Annotated in this window: 19 protein-coding genes; 4 read left to right on the top strand and 15 right to left on the bottom strand. The window is 72.5% G+C overall.

Annotated elements, in window-relative coordinates:
• Positions 1-25: 25 nt before the first annotated feature.
• The gene (locus tag ACAX67_RS07870) at positions 26-1,480 is read right to left on the bottom strand and encodes a WS/DGAT/MGAT family O-acyltransferase (protein ID WP_370703254.1); all 1,455 of its coding nucleotides are present in this window, start codon (positions 1,478-1,480) and stop codon (positions 26-28) included.
• A 138-nt stretch (positions 1,481-1,618) separates the two neighbouring features.
• On the opposite strand from ACAX67_RS07870, the gene ACAX67_RS07865 reads away from it, so the two are divergent.
• Positions 1,619-1,996 (top strand): hypothetical protein, encoded by a 378-nt coding sequence (locus ACAX67_RS07865; protein ID WP_370703253.1) that lies wholly within the window; start codon positions 1,619-1,621, stop codon positions 1,994-1,996.
• Positions 1,993-3,387 (top strand): hypothetical protein, encoded by a 1,395-nt coding sequence (locus tag ACAX67_RS07860; RefSeq protein ID WP_370703252.1) that lies wholly within the window; start codon positions 1,993-1,995, stop codon positions 3,385-3,387. Before ACAX67_RS07865 ends, ACAX67_RS07860 begins: the two co-directional genes overlap by 4 nt.
• On the opposite strand, the gene ACAX67_RS07855 is transcribed toward ACAX67_RS07860, so the two are convergent.
• Both ACAX67_RS07855 and ACAX67_RS07850 read right to left on the bottom strand, forming a co-directional pair.
• On the bottom strand, positions 3,377-4,573 hold the full coding sequence (locus tag ACAX67_RS07855; protein ID WP_370703251.1) for a CpaE/TadZ family protein: 1,197 nt from the start codon (positions 4,571-4,573) through the stop codon (positions 3,377-3,379). The genes ACAX67_RS07860 and ACAX67_RS07855 overlap by 11 nt on opposite strands.
• 10 nt (positions 4,574-4,583) lie before the next feature.
• Positions 4,584-5,240 (bottom strand): hypothetical protein, encoded by a 657-nt coding sequence (locus tag ACAX67_RS07850; protein WP_370703250.1) that lies wholly within the window; start codon positions 5,238-5,240, stop codon positions 4,584-4,586.
• A gap of 103 nt (positions 5,241-5,343) precedes the next feature.
• On the opposite strand from ACAX67_RS07850, the gene ACAX67_RS07845 reads away from it, so the two are divergent.
• On the top strand, positions 5,344-5,580 hold the full coding sequence (locus tag ACAX67_RS07845) for a helix-turn-helix domain-containing protein (RefSeq protein WP_370703249.1): 237 nt from the start codon (positions 5,344-5,346) through the stop codon (positions 5,578-5,580).
• A 19-nt stretch (positions 5,581-5,599) separates the two neighbouring features.
• Here the strand turns inward: ACAX67_RS07845 and ACAX67_RS07840 are convergent, their stop codons facing one another.
• Genes ACAX67_RS07840 through sigE form a run of 3 tightly spaced genes read right to left on the bottom strand, consistent with a single transcriptional unit; the run spans position 5,600 to position 8,116 of the window.
• Positions 5,600-6,955 carry a S1C family serine protease gene (locus ACAX67_RS07840; RefSeq protein ID WP_370703248.1) on the bottom strand — a complete coding sequence of 452 codons (1,356 nt, stop codon included), beginning with the start codon at positions 6,953-6,955 and terminating at the stop codon, positions 5,600-5,602.
• A gap of 43 nt (positions 6,956-6,998) precedes the next feature.
• The gene (locus ACAX67_RS07835) at positions 6,999-7,529 is read right to left on the bottom strand and encodes a hypothetical protein (protein ID WP_370703247.1); all 531 of its coding nucleotides are present in this window, start codon (positions 7,527-7,529) and stop codon (positions 6,999-7,001) included.
• Between the two features lie 20 nt (positions 7,530-7,549).
• Complete coding sequence (gene sigE, locus ACAX67_RS07830) at positions 7,550-8,116, bottom strand: RNA polymerase sigma factor SigE (RefSeq protein ID WP_370703649.1); 567 nt, start codon at positions 8,114-8,116, stop codon at positions 7,550-7,552.
• 258 nt (positions 8,117-8,374) lie between these two features.
• Between sigE and ACAX67_RS07825 the strand changes: the two genes are divergently transcribed.
• Positions 8,375-9,028, top strand: a complete 654-nt coding sequence (locus tag ACAX67_RS07825) for an O-methyltransferase (protein WP_527890992.1) — start codon at positions 8,375-8,377, stop codon at positions 9,026-9,028.
• Between the two features lie 22 nt (positions 9,029-9,050).
• Here ACAX67_RS07825 and ACAX67_RS07820 read toward each other — a convergent pair whose 3' ends face one another.
• The 9 genes from ACAX67_RS07820 to ileS form a co-directional block, all read right to left on the bottom strand.
• Complete coding sequence (locus ACAX67_RS07820; protein WP_370703246.1) at positions 9,051-9,389, bottom strand: hypothetical protein; 339 nt, start codon at positions 9,387-9,389, stop codon at positions 9,051-9,053.
• Positions 9,390-9,397: 8 nt separating this feature from the next.
• Entirely contained in the window at positions 9,398-10,990 is a 1,593-nt protein-coding gene (locus ACAX67_RS07815) for a leucyl aminopeptidase family protein (RefSeq protein ID WP_370703245.1), read from the bottom strand.
• Positions 10,987-11,154: a DUF3117 domain-containing protein gene (locus ACAX67_RS07810; RefSeq protein ID WP_091024313.1), complete on the bottom strand. Its 168-nt coding sequence runs from the start codon at positions 11,152-11,154 to the stop codon at positions 10,987-10,989. The genes ACAX67_RS07815 and ACAX67_RS07810 overlap by 4 nt, the downstream gene beginning before the upstream one ends.
• Positions 11,155-11,253: 99 nt before the next feature.
• Positions 11,254-11,547 (bottom strand): DivIVA domain-containing protein, encoded by a 294-nt coding sequence (locus tag ACAX67_RS07805; RefSeq protein WP_370703244.1) that lies wholly within the window; start codon positions 11,545-11,547, stop codon positions 11,254-11,256.
• 9 nt (positions 11,548-11,556) lie between these two features.
• Positions 11,557-12,285, bottom strand: a complete 729-nt coding sequence (locus ACAX67_RS07800) for an LOG family protein (RefSeq protein WP_370703243.1) — start codon at positions 12,283-12,285, stop codon at positions 11,557-11,559.
• Positions 12,282-13,376, bottom strand: a complete 1,095-nt coding sequence (gene dapE / locus ACAX67_RS07795) for a succinyl-diaminopimelate desuccinylase (RefSeq protein ID WP_370703242.1) — start codon at positions 13,374-13,376, stop codon at positions 12,282-12,284. Before dapE ends, ACAX67_RS07800 begins: the two co-directional genes overlap by 4 nt.
• A 4-nt stretch (positions 13,377-13,380) precedes the next feature.
• Positions 13,381-13,689, bottom strand: coding sequence for an AzlD domain-containing protein (locus ACAX67_RS07790; RefSeq protein ID WP_370703241.1), 309 nt, complete (start codon positions 13,687-13,689; stop codon positions 13,381-13,383).
• Positions 13,686-14,366: an AzlC family ABC transporter permease gene (locus tag ACAX67_RS07785; protein WP_370703240.1), complete on the bottom strand. Its 681-nt coding sequence runs from the start codon at positions 14,364-14,366 to the stop codon at positions 13,686-13,688. The genes ACAX67_RS07790 and ACAX67_RS07785 overlap by 4 nt, the downstream gene beginning before the upstream one ends.
• Before the next feature lie 17 nt (positions 14,367-14,383).
• On the bottom strand, positions 14,384-17,611 hold the full coding sequence (gene ileS / locus ACAX67_RS07780) for an isoleucine--tRNA ligase (RefSeq protein ID WP_370703239.1): 3,228 nt from the start codon (positions 17,609-17,611) through the stop codon (positions 14,384-14,386).
• Positions 17,612-17,649 lie beyond the last annotated feature (38 nt).

Here is a 17,649-nt window from a genome sequence, read left to right as displayed (position 1 = left end):
GGCTACCGCCCGGTCACCTCGAGGATCAGCGCTTCGGCTTGGGCTGGCCCGACGTCGTACGACGTCCGCGCGGAGCGCGCTGCCGGCCCGTCGACGACACGTCGAGCAGCTCGTCGAGGGCCTCGCGCAGGCACAGGCCGAGCAGGTCCGCGTCGGGCACCAGGTCGCGGTCGGCGGTGATGCCGTAGAACACCCCGCCGTTGTACGACGTCACGCTCAGCACGAGCGGGTGCCCCTGTACGAGCGGGGCGACCGGGTAGCTCGCGAGCATCTCCGCACCGGCGGCGTAGAGCGGGGTCTGCGGGCCGGGGACGTTGGTCACCGAGAGCTGGTAGCCGCGGCGCAGCTCGTCGGCGGCGACCCGCGAGCCGATCGCGTGGAAGGTGGTGGGCGCGAACCCCGCGACGCCGGCGAGCCGGTTGGCTGCCACGCTGCGCCCGGTCTCCTTGTGGGCCTGGAAGGAGTAGGAGACCTGGTGCAGCCGCACCACGGGACTGGCCTCGCCGACCGGGAGGTCGACGAAGTGGGCCGCGATCTGGCTCCCCAGCGAGGTCGCCTCGAGCTCCTCGTCGATGACGGAGACCGGCACGACGGCCCGCACCTGTCGGATGCCGCCCATGGACTCGGCGCGGGTCATCAGCCAGGCCCGCAGACCGCCGGTCACGGTCGCGAGGATCACGTCGTTGACCGTGCCGCCGTGGGCCTGCCGCACCTTCCGGTAGTCGCTGAGGCGGGTCTGGACCGTGACCACCCGGCGCTGCTGGGACAGCTCGCCGCTGATCACGCCGCGCGACTTGGGCCGCCGTCCCATCAGCGCCCCCGCGACGTTGCGCGCCCGCTTCGTGCGGGTCTCGACGGCGCGGCTCACCGCACGCGAGGTGCCGCGCACCGTGTTGACGACCGTCTGCCCGTCGGTGAGCGCGTCGCGCACCGCACCCGCCACGAGTGCGCCGGGCGCCGGGGCGTGCCGGGGCTGCCAGTCATCGGGCTCGAACTCCCGCGGCGTCGGCTGGGTGTCGAGCAGCAGCTGACCCAGGTCGACGGTGTGGACGCCGTCGACGAGCGCCTGGTGGGTCTTGGAGAGCACCGCGACGCGGCCCTCCTCGAGACCCTCGACGAAGTAGATCTCCCACAGCGGCCGGTTGCGGTCGAGCGGGCGCGACACGATCCGCGACGCGAGCTCCAGCAGCTGGGCCGACGTACCGGGCCGTGGCAGCGCCGAGCGCCGCACGTGGAAGCCGAGGTCGAAGTTCTCGTCGTCCACCCAGAGCGGCGCGGCGATGTGGCCGGGCACTACCTGGACGCGCTGGCGGTAGCGCGGGACGAAGGCGATCCGGTCACGGATCAGCTCGACGAGGCGGCTGTAGTCGAACCCCGAGTCACCCGGGTCGAAGATCTCGATCGTGGCGTTGTGGAGCGGCGTCTGCGGCGTCTCGGCCGTCAGGAAGGCGAGGTCGCGCGTCGTCACCCGATCGACCACGGCCGTAACCCCACTTTCCGCTGGTGACCCCCTCAAGTCCCCCGACTTGTTTGCGTGAGAGATTCTGTCAGAGGACAGGAGCCAGGACGGCATCCGTCCGCGTGCGGCGCACGCTGACCTGACATCAGGAGGAGCACGATGAGGGCTACGACGGCGCGGTGGATCGCACTCGCGGTCATCACGGGAGCAGGCCTGACGGCGTGCAGCACCGATGACGGTGGGAAGAAGGACACCGGCGGCTCCGACGAGAAGCCCGTCGTCGTCGACATCACCTTCAAGGACGGCGACGTGACGCCGAGCGGCGACCGCGTCGACGTCTCGCCCGGCCAGCCGATCGACCTGAAGGTGACCGCCGACGAGCCCGGCGAGATCCACGTGCACTCCGACCCCGAGCACGAGTTCGAGTACGACGCCGGCACGACCGACCTCCCGGAGTTCCAGATCGACCGGCCGGGCATCGTCGTCGTCGAGTCGCACACCCTGGACAAGGTGATCGTCCAGCTCGAGGTGAAGTGACCCCCGGGGTGATCGAGGCCCACGGCATCGGCGGTCAGGCCGACCTGCCGATCTCGCTCGGGCTGGCGATCTCGGGTGCCGTCGCTGCGCTCGTCGTCTCGTTCACCGTCCTGGTGGTGGCGTGGCGCACGCCCCGCTACGCCACCGGCCTCGAGGCGGCCACCGACCCCGGCTCGGGCGAGGTCGTCGAGTCCCCCCACCGGCGGCCCACGCCGGTCACCTTCGGCCTGGTCGCCCTGCGCCTGGTCGGGATGATCGGGTTCCTCTACGCCGCGTTCACCGCCGTCTTCGGCCAGAACCAGCTCACGAACCCGTTCTTCGGCGTCGTCTACGTGTGGCTGTGGGTCGGCGTCATGTTCGCCTCCCTCCTCTTCGGCCCGGTCTACCGCGCGATCAGCCCGGTCCGCACCATCAACGCCGCTCTCGCGAGGATCTCCGGCGGCGACCCCGAGCTCGGCGTCCGTGACTACCCGGTCCGCCTCGGCTACTGGCCGGCGGCGGTCGGCCTCTACGCGTTCGTGTGGATGGAGCTGGTCGACAAGACCCCCACCGACCTCGGCACGGTGCGGCTGTGGTGCGCGATCTACGTCGCGGTCATGCTCATCGGCGGCGCCGTCTTCGGCTCCCGGTTCTACGAGCACGCCGACCCCTTCGAGGTGTTCTCATCGCTCGTCGGGTCGCTGTCGGTGCTCGGCCGTGACCCCGAGGGGCGCTTCATCTTCCGGAGCCCGCTGGCCGGCGTGGCGCAGATCCCCTCCAAGCCCGGCCTGGTCGGGGTGGTCGCCGTGCTGTTCGGCAGCACGGCGTTCGACTCGTTCCGCGAGTCGACCTTCTGGATCGGCCGGATCCAGGCGGCGTCGATCACCGGCTTCACCATCAACAACTTCGGCCTGCTCGCCTTCGTCCTCACCGCGGGACTGATCTTCGCGCTCGGCAGCATGTGCGCAGGCATCGCGCTCCACGCCGACCGGCGGCCGTGGCGTTGGGTCCGGCTCGAGCCCTTGGCCCACCCACGCTCCGAGCTCCCCCGCCGCCTCGCGCACTCGATCGTCCCGATCGTGGCGGCCTACGTGATCGCCCACTACCTGACGCTCTTCATCGACGTCGGCACCCAGACGCTCGCCCGGGCCAGCGACCCGCTCGGCAAGGGGTGGGACATCCTCGGCACGGCCAGCCTGCAGCCGACGTACTGGTTCTCCTACCACCCGAGCCTGCTCGCGACCATCAAGGTGGGCGCGGTGGTGGTCGGCCACGTGGCGGCCGCGGTGGTCGCGCACGACCGGGCGATCGCACTGTTGCCGAGGAGGCACCAGATCACCGGCCAGCTGCCGCTCCTGGCGGCGATGGTCGCCTTCACGGCCGGCGGGCTCTACCTGCTGTTCAGCGCCTGACCGGGCTCCCGGCCATCGCGTCGAGCAGGGCGCCGACGGCCCGGGTGAGGGGCGACTCCCCCGACTCGACCAGCGTGCGGCCGGCGACCAGGGCCCGGTCGACGGCCGGCTGGTCGTCGGGCAGGAAGTGCACGCCGGCCGTCGCGCCGAAGCCGGCCAGCATGGCGGTGACGTCGGCCTCGCGCCAGCCGAGGGAGGGTCGCATCCGGTTGACCACGACCCGGGGGACGAGGGCCGGGAGCACCTCGCGGAGCTCGGTCATCCCCCGTGCCAGCCGTGCGAGGCCGACGGGATCGGCCGCACCCACGAGCAGGACGTCGTCGGCGGCCTCAAGCGCCTCGACGGTCAGGCCGTTGCGCTCCGGACGTGCGGCCAGGTCGGCGGTCGGGTCGCGCTCGAGGCTGAACCCGGTGTCGATGACGACCTGTGCGCCGTCGCGTGCCCGCTCCACGACGGCGGTCAACGCGCCCGGCCGGACCTCGGGCCAGCGGTCGGGACGGGGCAGACCGGTGATCACGGTGAGGTCGGCGGAGAGCCGGCGCTGCACGGTCGCGATCCGTTCGGGCAGCGTGCCTGCGGTCACCAGCCGGGCAGCGGCCAGCAGCCCCGACACCTCGTCGAGCACACCGAGCTGCTGCGCGACCGCGCCGCCGTAGGGGTCGGCGTCGACGAGCACGGTGGCGAGGTGCCGGCGGGCCAGCTCGGCAGCCAGCGCGCTGGCGAGCGTCGTGCGTCCGGGGGCGCCGCCGGGACCCCAGACCGCGATCACCCGGCCGCAGCCGGCGCCTCCACCCGGCGACGGCGGCGGTGGCGGGCCCGTCGGCTCGGCGAGCAGGGCCGGTCGCGGCTCGGTGAGCACCGCGTCGGGCAGCTCGTCCACCCGGTCGGCGGCCACGACGCCGTCGATCCCGATGCGGTGCGCGTGGGCGGGGGCCACATCGGCATCGGCCGTCACGGCGACGACCCGGACACCGTAGGTCCGCAGCTGGTCGACGACCGGGGCGTCCAGCCCGGCGAGCTCGGCGCCGAGGACCGCGACCTGCGCCTGGCCGGCGCTGGCGGCGGCCAGGAGGTCGTCGACGTCGACGCAGCGCTTGAGCACCACGATGCCCGGGTGGGCACTGAGCGCGCCGAGCGCGGCGGCCTCCCACTCGGCCCCCGTCGACACCAGCAGGGTCACGATCACGACCGCGACCTCACGAACGCTGGACGACCCGGACCACGGGCTGGTCGAGGTGGTCGAGGACGGACAGGAAGGGTGCCACGGCGTCGTCGTCGACGGCGAGCACCAGCTGGCGGGTGCCGGTGACCGCGAAGCTCTCCTCCGCCGGCGGCGCGGCGACCACCGTGACGGCGGACAGCACGGGCCCGGGGCCGGTGCCGCGCCTCGACGTGCCGCCGACGTACACGTCGACGACCGACCCCGGCGCCACCGACGGAGGCACCCGGGTCGGCTCGAGGTCGAGCGGCACCCGCACGGTCGTGACGTCGTCGCTGGAGCCGACGGCGGCCGCGGGCAGCAGCTCGCCACCGCCGACGCCGCGGGTCAGCACGATGCCGTCGGGCAGCGGATCGTCGGCGGTCACGTAGCGGTCGAGGTCACCCCCGCCGCTGAAGCGCACCCGCACGGCCACCACGTCGTCGCCGCCGAGCGTCGACCCGGCGCCGTGGTCGTCGACCACCTCCCACACCGACACCGTGTCGTCGGCGGCCGCCATCACGCGTGCGCCGAGGACCACCGAGCCGGCCACGATGAGCAGGCCGATCCACAACCGCGGGTCACGCCACCCTGCTCGCGTCGCGCGGACGGCGACGGCAGGAGCGGACGTGCCCGGTTTCCCGAGACTGGACACGAGCACATGATGCAGGGGGACACCAAGGATCGCCACCCTGCCGTCCACAGCTCCTGCGGGGCGGTGCTGCGTAGCGTCGGGGGCGGGTGCGACGATGGTGGGCATGGCCGCGACCCCGCGCTTCCTCACCCTCGCCGACGTGGCCGAGGTGCTCAACACCTCGAGCGCCCAGGTCTACGCGATGGTGCGGCGCGGCGAGCTCCCCGCGATCAAGATCGGCGGCCGCGGCCAGTGGCGGGTCGAGGCCGACCGGCTCGAGGACTACATCGCGGGCGCCTACAAGCAGACGCAGGAATACGTCGAGACGCACCCCTTCGTCGACTCCGACCTGTCCGACTGACCCGCCGGGAGGGCAGGCGTCAGCCGACCTCGCCGTCGAGGGTGACGTCGAGCTTCCTCTCCGAGCCGTCCCGCTCGACCGTGAACTCGATCGTGTCGCCGGGCTGGTGGGTGCGGATCGCGACGATGAGCGCGATGCCGTCGGTGACCCGGGCGCCGTTGACGGCCGTGATGAGGTCGCCGTTCTTGAGCCCGGCGTCCTGGGCGGGCGAGTCCTTCAGCACCTCGTCGACGGTGGCGCCGTCGTACTGCGCCGGGCCGCCGGTCTGCACCCGCGCGCCGATGACGGGGTACTTCGCCTCGCCGGTCTTGAGGATCTGCTCGGCCGTCACCACGACCTGCTCCACCGGGATGGCGAACCCGACGCCGATGTTGCCGGCCTCCTCGTCGAAGCTGCCGCCGCCGTTGGTCGCGATCGCGGAGTTCACCCCGACCACCTGACCCTGCAGGTTGACGAGCGGTCCGCCCGAGTTGCCGGGGTTGATGGCCGCGTCGGTCTGCACCGCGTTGATGTACGACGAGTCGTCGGCCGTGCTCCCGGTCGTGACCGGGCGGTTCAGCGCGCTCACGATGCCGGAGGTGACCGTCGAGCTGAGGCCGAGCGGGGCACCGATCGCGACGACCGGCTCACCCACGCGGAGGTTCTGCGAACGTCCGAGGGACGCCGGCTTCAGCGCCGAGGAGTCGGCCACGTGGAGCACGGCGATGTCGTAGACCGGGCTCCGGCCGACGACCGTCGCGTCGTGCTCGTTGCCGTCCTGGTCGACCACCTGGATCGGACCGTCGTTCTCGGCCGCGTCGGCCACCACGTGGTTGTTGGTGACCACGTTTCCCTTGTCGTCGAGCACGAACCCGGAGCCGGTGGCGCCGGCCTCGACGCCCTCGTACTCCGCCAGGATCTGCACCGTGCTCGGCAGCACCTCCTGCGCCACACGGGCGACCGAGCCCGGCTTCTGGAGCGGCGGGGCGGTGGTGAGGTCGGCGTCGTCGAAGCCGACCGTGGTGGTGCCGCCCGACGAGGAGGTGTCGTCGTCGTGCCAGTGCGCGTAGCCGACGCCGCCGGCGACCCCGCCCATGACACCGACGACGAGCGCGACGACGGCGACGAGCGGCCAGACCCAGCCGGACGTGCGGGCCCGCTCGGGACGCGCTTGCGGCGAGGGCGCAGCGGGGCCCGGCGGCGGGACCGCGACCGGCTCGAACGACTGCGTCTCGAACGGTGCGGACGACGGCGGCGGAGGCGGGGGCGGCGGGTAGGCCGCCGGGACAGGGTCGGGTGTGGCGTCGGGGGCCGAGGCGGGGACCGACGCCGACGCGTCGCCGCTCGGCGGCGCCCAGCGTCCGTCGTCGGGGTCCTGGTCGGGTCGGTCGTTCACGGGACCATCATCGCCGATGCACCCTGAGCCTCGGACGAGGTGTCTACGGCATCCAGTGCTGGACCCACGCGGGCACGGCCGCGGCGACCGGCTGGCTGTGACCGCTCAGGTCGTCGAGCACCGCGGCGGGGTTGCTCGCGCGCAGCGGCACGATGCCCTGTCTCGGGTCGCGCAGGTCGCCCGCGTCGTCGGCGCCGTCACTCACCGCCGGTGTCTCGATGCGGGACGACGGCGGCCGGTTGACCGGCGGTGCGCCGGTGAGCCCGAAGGCGAGCACGCCGACCATCGCCGCGCCCAGCGCCCCGCCACCGAGCACGGCGACACCGACGCCGCGGCGCACGGTGCTGCCGCCGTGGTTCGCCTCGGCGAGGATGCGCTCACCCGGAGTCAGGTTGAGCAGGGATCCCTTGAGGTCGGCCGAGGCCGACCGCTCACCGCACGACAGCCCGGCGAGGCGGGTCTTGATCCAGCCCTCGCGCTCGACGAGGTCGCGGCAGGCGTGGCAGGAGTAGACGTGCTCCCACGCCTCCTCCGCCTCCGCGGCCGACAGCTGTCCGTCGAGGAGTGCGCTCACCCGCGCACCGAGGTGCCCGATCACGTCGAGGCCAGCGGGGTCACGGCCGGCGCGGGACCTGCGTAGCGGGTGCGGTCGCCCTTCGGGGCGCGGTGGGCCAGGGCGGCCCGGAGCATGGCGCGACCACGGTGGATGCGTGATCGCACCGTGCCGAGCTTGGCGCCGAGGATCTCGGCGATCTCCTCGTAGGCGAGGCCCTCGATGTCGCAGAGCACGACCGCGGCGCGGAAGTCCGGCGGGAGGGCTGCCAGGGCAGCCTCCACGTCGTCGTCGAAGGTGCGGTCGGCGTAGGCCAGGTCGGGGCCGGCAGCGGCGCTCGCGAGCCGCGCGGCGCGCTCCTCGGAAAGCGCGTCGAAGCGGATCCGCTGCCGGCGCCTGGCCTGGTCGAGGAAGAGGTTGGTCGTGATCCTGTGCAGCCAGCCCTCGAACGTGCCGGGCTGGTAGGTGTGCAGCGAGCGGAACACCCGGACGAAGACCTCCTGGGTCAGGTCCTCGGCGTCGTGACGGTTGCCCGTCAGCCGCAGGGCGAGGCGGAAGACGCGGTCGGAGTGCTGCTCGACGATCGACTCCCAGTCGCTGGTGTCCATGACACCGGCGACCGGGTCGCTCGCCGGCTCCTCCACCGCTCGCTCCACGCTCATGCCTGCCGCCCTTCGCACCTGGGTGCTGCCTCCCTCGGATCGCCGACGCTACGCCCGCGGCCTGAGGAATCCCTGTGAAAGGCTCCACGAGTCCCTGAGGACCGCGACGTCCGGTTCAACGAACGACCGGAGCCCGATGTTCCACCTCGGCACTACCCGGCCCGGCTCCCGGGAACCGGGCCGGATCACCGTTACGGTGACCCCGTGGACCCGATCAGCCCGAGCAGCTGGAGCTACGCCGAGACCTACGTGCCCGAGGACGACGTCCTCACCGGCGCGCGCGCCCGCGCGCAGGAGGTCGGCGCAGTCGCGGTGGGCTCCGGAGCCGGGGCCGCGCTCCGCTTCGTGGCCTCCGTGCTCGACGCCCGCGCCGTCGTCGAGATCGGCACCGGCGCCGGCGTCTCCGGCCTCTACCTCCTGCGCGGCATGCGCTCCGACGGCGTCCTGACGACCGTCGACGTCGAGGCCGAGCACCAGCGCCTGGCCCGCGAGTCGTTCAAGGACGAGGGCGTCGCCCCGCAGCGGGTGCGCACGATCGCCGGTCGTGCCCTCGACGTGCTCCCCCGCCTGACCGACGGCCACTACGACATCGTCTTCGCCGACGGCGACAAGCGGGAGTACGGCGCCTACCTGTCCGAGGCGCTGCGCCTGCTCCGCCCGGGCGGGGTCGTCGCGTTCGACAACGCGCTCTGGCACGACCGGGTCGCCGACCCCTCCCAGCGCGACGACGAGACCGTCGCGATCCGCTCGCTCGTCCAGGAGGTGGCCGCGACCGACGGCCTGGTGCCGCTGCTGCTGCCGGTCGGCGACGGGCTGCTGCTCGCCAAGAAGGAATGGGTCCCCGAGGCCGACGCCTGAGCAGCCCCGTGCGCTCCCCGCGTCAGGCGTGGGGCGCGGCGGTGAAGCCGGCAGCACCTTCCGCGATCGCCACGATCTCGCACGGCTCGATGAGGACCGGCGAGCTGCCGATGATCTGGGAGCCGGGCGACTCGGCCGCGCCGGCGGTGAAGGTCTCCTGGAAGGCAGCGCGCGCGGCGTCGTCGGCGAAGACGTAGCAGCCCTCGAACCACTGGCCGGGCACCATCCGCCAGGTCTTGTAGGCCAGGCCCTCCATGCCGGTGAAGCGGGCGTGGGAGGTGTCGGCGACGTACGACGCCAGCTGCTCCTCCACCCCCTCGGGTGCGTCGGCGAGCGACCAGCGGACGGTCAGACCCTTCATGGTTCTCCTCAGTCGTGGGTGATGCCGGCGAGCGGCTCGTCCTGGCCGAGCCAGGTGAGCAGCAGGCGTGCGCCGAATCCGGACGGACCGACGGTCCACTCGTGGAGGTCCTTCTCGACGTCGCCGACCGAGGCGATGTCGAGGTGGGCCCACGGCAGGCCGCCGGTGAAGTGCTGCAGGAAGAGCGCGGCCGTGATCGCGCCGGGGCTGCCGCCGGCGTTGTCGGCGTCGGCCACCTTGGACGCGATCCGGTCCTCGTAGCCCGCGAAGAGCGGGAAGCGCCACAACGGCTCACCGGCCCGCTCCCCCGCAGCGCTCAGCGAGGCGGCCAGGGCGTCGTCGGTGGCGAAGAAGCCGCCGACCTGCTGGCCCAGCGCGACCTTCATCGCGCCGGTCAGCGTGGCGACGTCGACCAGGACGGTCGGCTCGAGCTCGGCGGCGGCGTACGCCAACGCGTCGGCGAGGACCAGGCGGCCCTCGGCGTCGGTGTTGGTGACCTCGGTGGTGCGCCCGCCCCAGTGCCGCAGGACGTCGCCGGGCCGGATGGCCGAGCCGGAGATCGCGTTCTCGGCGGCCGGGACCAGGCCGGTGACCCGGATCGGGCACCCGACGTCGGCGAGCGCAGCCATGGTCGCCAGGACGACCGCGCCGCCGGTCATGTCGCGCTTCATCGAGGCCATGCTCGCGCCCGGCTTGATCGACAGCCCGCCGGTGTCGAACGTGATGCCCTTGCCCACGAGCACCAGGTGCGGCAGCTTCTTGGCCGCACGCGCGGACACGCCGTCGGGGCGGTAGTCGAGGCGGATCAGCCGGGGCGGCGTGGCCGAACCGCGTCCGACGCCGACGATGCCGCCGAAGCCCTCGTCCTCGAGCTCGACCTCGTCCCAGACCCTGACCTCGAGACCGGCCGCGGCGGCGATCGAGACGGCCTGGGCGGCGAGCCAGGCGGGGTTCTTGAGGTTGCTCGGCACCGTCGCGAGCATCCGCGAGCGCCAGCCGGCACCGCCGACAGCGACCGCGCGGGCGAGCGCCGGCTGGTCGCTGGTCAGCGCCCCCGGCGCCGTGGCGACGACGACCTGCCGGACCGGCCGGTGCCCGGGACCGTCCGATCGCCAGTGGAACAGGAAGGAGCCCAGCATGGTGCCGGCGACGAAGGCCTCCAGCGCCTCGGACCCGGGCACGTCGGCGCCGTCGGGTGCGACCGCGGGGAGGGAGGTGGCGACAGCGTCGCGATCGCGCGCGGCACGGGCCAGCGCCGCGCCGGCGCGACGGACGTCGATCGGGCGGGCCGCCCCGACACCGACGAGGAGCACCAGCCGCAGTGCGGGGTTGCTCGCGATGCCGGTCGGCACCGGCAGCTCGACGACCTCGCCGACCGCGCCTGTCATCCGGCTCAGCTCGGCGACGTCGAGGAGCTCGATCCCGAGCGCGTCCTCGAGCTCGGCCGCGCCGGGACCGAGCAGCACGCCCGGCTCGTCGGCGGGGGGAGCGGGAAGGACCGGGACCGCGACCACGTCGGCCCCGACGATGGCCGCAGGGGGGAGCTCGCTCAGCGCGAACTCAGGGGGTGAAACCTGGCTGGGGAGAACCGTGTCGGTCACCCGACGACGTTCTTGAGCGCGTCACCGAGGGCGCCCGCCTCTTCGGCGTTGAGCTCGACGACCAGGCGGCCGCCGCCCTCGAGCGGGACACGCATGACGATGCCCCGGCCCTCCTTGGTGACCTCCAGTGGACCGTCGCCGGTCCGAGGCTTCATCGCCGCCATGCGGCACCCCTCTTCCCATCTGATCGTGAGCACCCGCTCCGCGCGGGCATCGCTGCACTCATTATCGCGCATGCCTCCGGCACTGCGCAGCCAAGGTCTTCACTCGACGTCCCGACCGCCCGGCTGCTCGGGTGCGGAGCGGCGCTCCTGCTCCGCGGCGAGGCGCGCGAGGAGGGCGTCGACCTCCGACATCCGGTAGCCCCGCAGGGCCAGGGAGAAGCGCACGCGGCGCAGGTCCTCCGGCTCGAGCGGACGGTCAGCGGGGACGCGCGCGTCGGGACGGTCGTCGTACGCCGGCTTCATCGGCTCACCGCGGCCGGCGGCCAGCAGGGCGATCCCGCCCATCGCGAGCACGATGAGCACCGCGAAGACCCACATCATCGTCTCGGGCACCTGCTCTCCTCAGCTGTGCCGGCCGCGCGCGGCCGTCATCAGCGCGATGGCCTCGTCGACGTCGTCGGTGACCACCATCCGGTCGATGTCGGACTGGGCGATCTTCCCGGTCTCCATGATCGTGCCCTTCAGCCAGTCCATCAGGCCCGACCAGTAGTCGACCCCGAGCAGCACCACGGGGAACTCGGTGACCTTCTGGGTCTGCGCCAGGGTGACCGCCTCGAACATCTCGTCCAGTGTGCCGATGCCGCCGGGCAGCACGATGAAGCCCTGGGAGTACTTCACGAACATCGTCTTGCGCACGAAGAAGTAGCGGAACACCATCCCGACGTCGACCCACTCGTTGAGGCCCGCCTCGAAGGGCAGCTCGACGCCGAGCCCGACACTGGCGCCGCCCGCCTCGCTCGCGCCGCGGTTGGCCGCCTCCATGGCGCCCGGACCACCACCGGTGATCACCGCGAAGCCGGCCTCGACGAGCTTGCGGCCCACCTCGATGCCCTGGGCATAGGCCGGGTCGTCCTCCGGCGTGCGGGCCGAGCCGAAGACGGCGATCGCCGCACCCAGCTCGGCGAGCGTGCCGAAGCCCTCGACGAACTCGGACTGGATGCGCAGCACCCGCCACGGGTCGGTGTGCACCCAGTCGGTCGGCCCGCGCGAGTCGAGCAGTCGCTGGTCGGTGGTCGACCCGTCGATCTGCGACCGGCGCTGGATGACCGGGCCCTTGAACTTCGCCTTCACTCGCCACTCCCCTTCTCGACGGAGCCGGACGTGAGCCAAGCCCGCAGCTGGTCCTCGCAGCGCTGGACCTGCGCGACCGGCACGTGCTCGTCCTGCTTGTGCGCCAGCATCGGGTCGCCCGGTCCGAAGTTGACCGCAGGCACGCCGAGCGTCGTGAACCGTGCAACGTCCGTCCACCCGAATTTCGGGTTCACCTCACCTCCGACGGCGTCGATGAACGCCTTCGCCGCGGGCCGGTCGAGGCCCGGCAGCGCACCCGGGGCCGTGTCGGTCAGCGTGACGTCGTACGGCGAGAAGAAGTCGGTCACGAAGGCGAGCGCGTCCTCCTCCGACCGGTCGGGCGCGAACCGGTAGTTGACGGTCACCACGCACTCGTCGGGGATGACGTTGCCGGCGACGCCACCACTGATGCCGACCGCGTTGAGTCCCTCGTGGTACTCCAGCCCGTCGATCACCGGCTTGCGCGCCTCGAAGGCCCGCAGCCGGTCGAGCACGTCGGCCGCGGCGTGGATCGCGTTGCTCCCCCTCCAGCTGCGCGCGGAGTGCGCGCGCTCCCCGGTGGTGCGGACGTCGACGCGGAGGGTGCCCTGGCACCCGGCCTCGACGACCGCGTTGGAGGGCTCCATGAGCACCGCGAAGTCCGCCTCGAGCAGGTGCGGGTCCGACTCGCTGAGGAGCCGGAGCCCGTTGTACCTCGAGTCGATCTCCTCGCACTCGTAGAGCACGAAGGTGAGGTCGTGCACCGGCTCGGTGACGGTGGCCGCGAGACGCAGGATGACCGCGTCGCCGCCCTTCATGTCGCAGGTGCCGAGCCCGTGCAGGATGCCCGTGCCCTCGTCGAGCCGGCTCGGGAAGTTCGCGTTGACCGGCACCGTGTCGAGATGGCCGGCGATGACCACCCGGCTCGGTCGGCTCAGCTCGGTGCGCGCGACGACGGTGTTGCCCCGCCGCTCCACGGTGAGGTGCGACAGACCCCGGAGGGCGGCCTCGACGGCGTCGGCGATCTCCCGCTCGTCGTGCGACACCGACTCGATGTCGCAGAGCTGCCGGGTGAGGGTGACGGCGTCAGCGGTGAGGTCGATCGTCGGCATGCCCTCATCCAATCAGGCGGGCCAGAGCCGCGACCGCCGCAGCCCCGAAGACCACGACGAGGAACGGAGCCCGCAGCAGCAGGAGCATCACGGCGGCGGCGAGCCCGAGCAGCCGGGCGTCGATCGCCAGCGCATCGCCGTCGGCGAGCACCTGGACGGCGATGAGGGCGGCGAGCAGCCCGATCGGGATCAGGTCGGCCACCCGCTCGGCGACGGGATGGGACAGCACCCGTTGGGGGACGGACAGCCCGGCGACCTTGAGCAGGTAGCAGCCCGCGGCCGCGACCAGGACGGCCACCCACAGGGCGCTCACGAGGCCGTCCCCCTGCGCCGGGCGAGGAGGAGCCCGACCACGACGGCCGCCGCGCCACCGACGATCACCGGCACACCGGCAGGCGTCCACGGCACGAGACCGGTCGCCCCCGCCGCGCCCGTGATCGCGACGGCGCGCTGCGGCCAGCCGGTCAGCCGCGGCCACAGCAGGGCGAGGAACGCACCGCCCACGGCGGCGTCGAGCCCGAACGTGCGGGGGTCGCCGAGCGCCTCCCCCGCGACGGCGCCCACGAGCGTCATCAGGTTCCAGAGGACGAACACCGACCACCCGGTCAGCCGGAAGGCGAGCCGCGTGCGGCGCGCGTCCTCCTGGCCGAGCCCCATCGCCGTCGACTCGTCGATGACCAGCTGGGCGGTCAGCAGCCGGCGCCATCCGCGCAGGCGCAGCGACGGCGCGAGCGCCACCCCGTAGAAGGCGTTGCGGCTGCCGAGCAGCACCGCGGTCAACGAGCCGGTGAGCGGGGCACCGCCGGCCGCGACGACGCCGACGAAGGCGAACTGCGACGCACCCGTGAAGACGAGCAGCGACAGCGCGCACGCCTGCCAGACGTCGAGACCGGAGGCCGTCGCCACGGCACCGAACGAGACGCCGTACGCCCCGGTCGCGACGCCGACGCCGAGCGAGTCGACGACGACCGTGCGGTCGTCCGGGCTCATCAGGACGCCGTCACGGGTCAGGCGCGGACGACGGACACGATCGCCTGGTCACCGTCGCCGACCGTCACGCCGGTGCCCGTGGCCGAGGCCTCGACGAGGTACGTCGTCGCGAGCGTCTCCTTCGAGATGAGGTCCTCGTGCGCGCGGGCGGCCGCCAGCACAGCGGGCGCGCCGCCCAGGATGAGGACGATCCGGTCGGTCACGTCGAGACCGGCGTCGCGCCGGGCCTGCTGGACCGCCCGCACCAGGTCGCGGGCGACCCCCTCCTCGGCGAGCTCCGGCGTCACGACGGTGTCGAGCACCACGAACCCGCCGCCGGGCAGCATGCCCGTGGCGGTGCCCTCGGTGTCGGACCCGACGACGGTCTCGAGGGTGTACTCCCCCTCGACCAGCGCCAGCCCCCCCGAGGTGACCGTGCCGTCCTCGGCCACGGCCCAGTCGCCGGACTTCGAGCCCTTGATGGCCGTCTGCACGTCCTTCCCGAGGCGCGGTCCCGCCACGCGGGCGTTCACCGTCAACCGCTGGGAGACGCCGTAGGCGCCCGCCTCGGCCGAGTCGGCCGCGAGCAGGCGCACGTCCTTGACGTTGACCTCGTCGGCCACGATCGATGCGAAGTCCGCGAGCGATGCCGGGTCGTCGACGACGACCGTGAGGGAGCCGAGCGGCAGCCGGTTGCGCAGACCGCCGGACTTGCGCAGTGCCGAGGTGGCCGAGCAGACCTCCCGCACCTGGTCCATCGCCGCGACCAGCGCATCGTCGCCGGGCAGCGTCGAAGCGTCGGGCCAGTCGGTCAGGTGCACGGACCGGCCACCGGTCAGACCGCGCCAGACCTCCTCCGTCGTCAGCGGCAGCAGCGGCGCGACCGCGCGGCAGACCACGTCGAGCACGGCGGCGAGGGTCTCGAACGCCTCCGCCTTGCCGTCCCAGAACCGTTCGCGGGAGCGGCGGACGTACCAGTTGGTCAGCACGTCGAGGAAGCCGCGCGTCGTCTCGCAGGCATCCGCGATCGCGTAGTCGTCGAGCTCGGCGGTGAGCCGCTCGACGTACTGCCGGGTCTTGGCGAGCAGGTAGCGGTCGAGGGGGTCGCGGGAGCCCACGGACGCCGCGCTGCCGATCTCGGCCTCGTAGCCCTCCGCGTTGGCGTAGAGCGAGAAGAAGTACCAGGTGTTCCAGAGCGGGATCATCACCTGGCGGACCGCGTCGCGGATGCCCTGCTCGGTCACGACCAGGTTGCCGCCGCGCAGGATCGGCGACGCCATCAGGAACCAGCGCATCGCGTCGGCGCCGTCGCGGTCGAAGACCTCGGCGACGTCGGGGTAGTTGCGCAGCGACTTCGACATCTTGTTGCCGTCGGAGCCGAGCACGATGCCGTGGCTGATGCAGGAGGAGAAGGCCGGCTTGTCGAAGAGCGCCGTCGCCAGGATGTGCAGCGTGTAGAACCAGCCGCGGGTCTGGCCGATGTACTCGACGATGAAGTCGGCCGGGAAGTGCTGCTCGAACCACTCCGCGTTGTCGAAGGGGTAGTGCACCTGGCCGAAGCTCATCGAGCCCGAGTCGAACCACACGTCGAGCACGTCGGCGACGCGGCGCATCGTCGACCGGCCGGTCGGATCGTCGGGGTTGGGGCGCGTGAGGTCGTCGACCCACGGGCGATGCAGGTCGGGCTCACCGTCCTGGTTGAGCGGCAGCCGGCCGAAGTCACGCTCGATCTCCTCGAACGAGCCGTAGACGTCGATCCGCGGGTAGGTCGGGTCGTCGCTCTTCCACACCGGCACCGGGCTCCCCCAGAACCGGTTGCGGGTGATCGACCAGTCACGCGCGTTCTCGAGCCACTTGCCGAACTGGCCGTGCTTGATGTGCTCGGGCACCCACCGGATCTGCTCGTTGAGCTCCAGCATCCGCTGCTTGATGGCGGTGACCTCGACGAACCAGGACTCGACGCCCTTGTAGATCAGGGGCTCGCGGCACCGCCAGCAGTGCGGGTAGGAGTGCGTGTAGGTCTCGCGCCGCACCAGCACGGTGCCGGGCGTGACCGCGCCGTGCTCGGCCTCGCCCCGGGTGGCCGCCTTGAGGTGGTCGATGATGTGCAGGTTCGCGTCGAAGACCAGCATGCCGGCGTACTCGTCGACGGGGTGGGTGAACCGTCCGTCCTTGCCCACCGGCATGACCGGCTCGATCCCCTCCCGGTCGGTCACCTCCTTGTCGACCTCGCCGAACGCGCCGGCGCTGTGGACCAGGCCGGTGCCGTCGGTGGTCGTGACGGCCTCGTCGGCCGCCACGACGCGGAAGGCGTGGGCATGGCCGGCGAAGTAGGAGAAGGGCGGCTCGTAGGTGAGCCCGACCAGCTCGGCCCCCTTGCCGCGCCAGACGACCTCGGGCCCGTCGCCGAGCTCGCGAGAGTACGCCGACAGGCGGGCCTCGGCGAGCACGAGCCGCTCGCCCTCGTGGGCGACCGCGACGTAGTCGATGTCGGACCCGACCATCACCGCCAGGTTGCTCGGCAGCGTCCACGGCGTGGTGGTCCAGATGAGCACCTTGGCACCGAGGAACGGGCCCTCGGAGGTGACCTGGAAGCCGACCGTGACCGAGGGGTCCTGCCGGTCCTGGTAGACGTCGTCGTCCATCCGCAGCTCGTGGTTGGACAGCGGCGTCTCGTCGTTCCAGCAGTAGGGCAGCACGCGGAAGCCCTCGTAGACCAGGCCCTTGTCGTAGAGGCTCTTGAAGGCCCACAGCACCGACTCCATGAACTCGGGGTTCATGGTCTTGTAGTCGTTGTCGAAGTCGACCCAGCGCGCCTGGCGGGTGACGTACTCGCGCCACTCGCCGGTGTACTTCAGCACCGACGCGCGGCACGCGTCGTTGAACTTGTCGATGCCCATCTCGACGATCTCGTCGGTGGTCTTGATGCCGTTGAGCCGCATCGCCTCGAGCTCGGCGGGCAGACCGTGGGTGTCCCACCCGAAGCGGCGCTCGACGCGCTTGCCGCGCATCGTCTGGTAGCGCGGCACGATGTCCTTGACGTAGCCGGTGAGCAGGTGGCCGTAGTGCGGCAGGCCGTTGGCGAAGGGCGGGCCGTCGTAGAACACGAACTCGTTGGCGCCTCCGGGACCGGCGTCGCGCTGCTCGACGCTCGCGCGGAACGTGTCGTCCTCGGCCCAGTGGGCCAGCACCCGCTCCTCGATGTCGGGGAAGCGCGGCGCGGACGGGACGCCGGTGGCGTCGTTGGCGACCTTGGGATAGGTCATCGGCTCAGGTCTCCTGCGGTGGGTCTGTCGTCGGCTGC

It is taken from the genome of Nocardioides candidus, assembly GCF_041321175.1.
Taxonomy (GTDB): Bacteria; Actinomycetota; Actinomycetes; order Propionibacteriales; family Nocardioidaceae; genus Nocardioides.
Note: the sequence above shows the minus strand (reverse complement) of the source record. Positions and strands in the feature narration are given on the sequence as shown.

Bases quoted from the DNA above. Each gene is read 5' to 3' on its own strand.
- ACAX67_RS07865 (WP_370703253.1), top strand. From the start codon at position 1,619: ATGAGGGCTACGACGGCGCGGTGGATCGCACTCGCGGTCATCACGGGA.
- ACAX67_RS07845 (WP_370703249.1), top strand. From the start codon at position 5,344: ATGGCCGCGACCCCGCGCTTCCTCACCCTCGCCGACGTGGCCGAGGTG.
- sigE (WP_370703649.1), bottom strand. From the start codon at position 8,116: ATGGACACCAGCGACTGGGAGTCGATCGTCGAGCAGCACTCCGACCGC.
- ACAX67_RS07820 (WP_370703246.1), bottom strand. From the start codon at position 9,389: ATGAAGGGTCTGACCGTCCGCTGGTCGCTCGCCGACGCACCCGAGGGG.
- ACAX67_RS07810 (WP_091024313.1), bottom strand. From the start codon at position 11,154: ATGGCGGCGATGAAGCCTCGGACCGGCGACGGTCCACTGGAGGTCACC.
- dapE (WP_370703242.1), bottom strand. From the start codon at position 13,376: ATGCCGACGATCGACCTCACCGCTGACGCCGTCACCCTCACCCGGCAG.
- ACAX67_RS07785 (WP_370703240.1), bottom strand. From the start codon at position 14,366: ATGAGCCCGGACGACCGCACGGTCGTCGTCGACTCGCTCGGCGTCGGC.
- ileS (WP_370703239.1), bottom strand. From the start codon at position 17,611: ATGACCTATCCCAAGGTCGCCAACGACGCCACCGGCGTCCCGTCCGCG.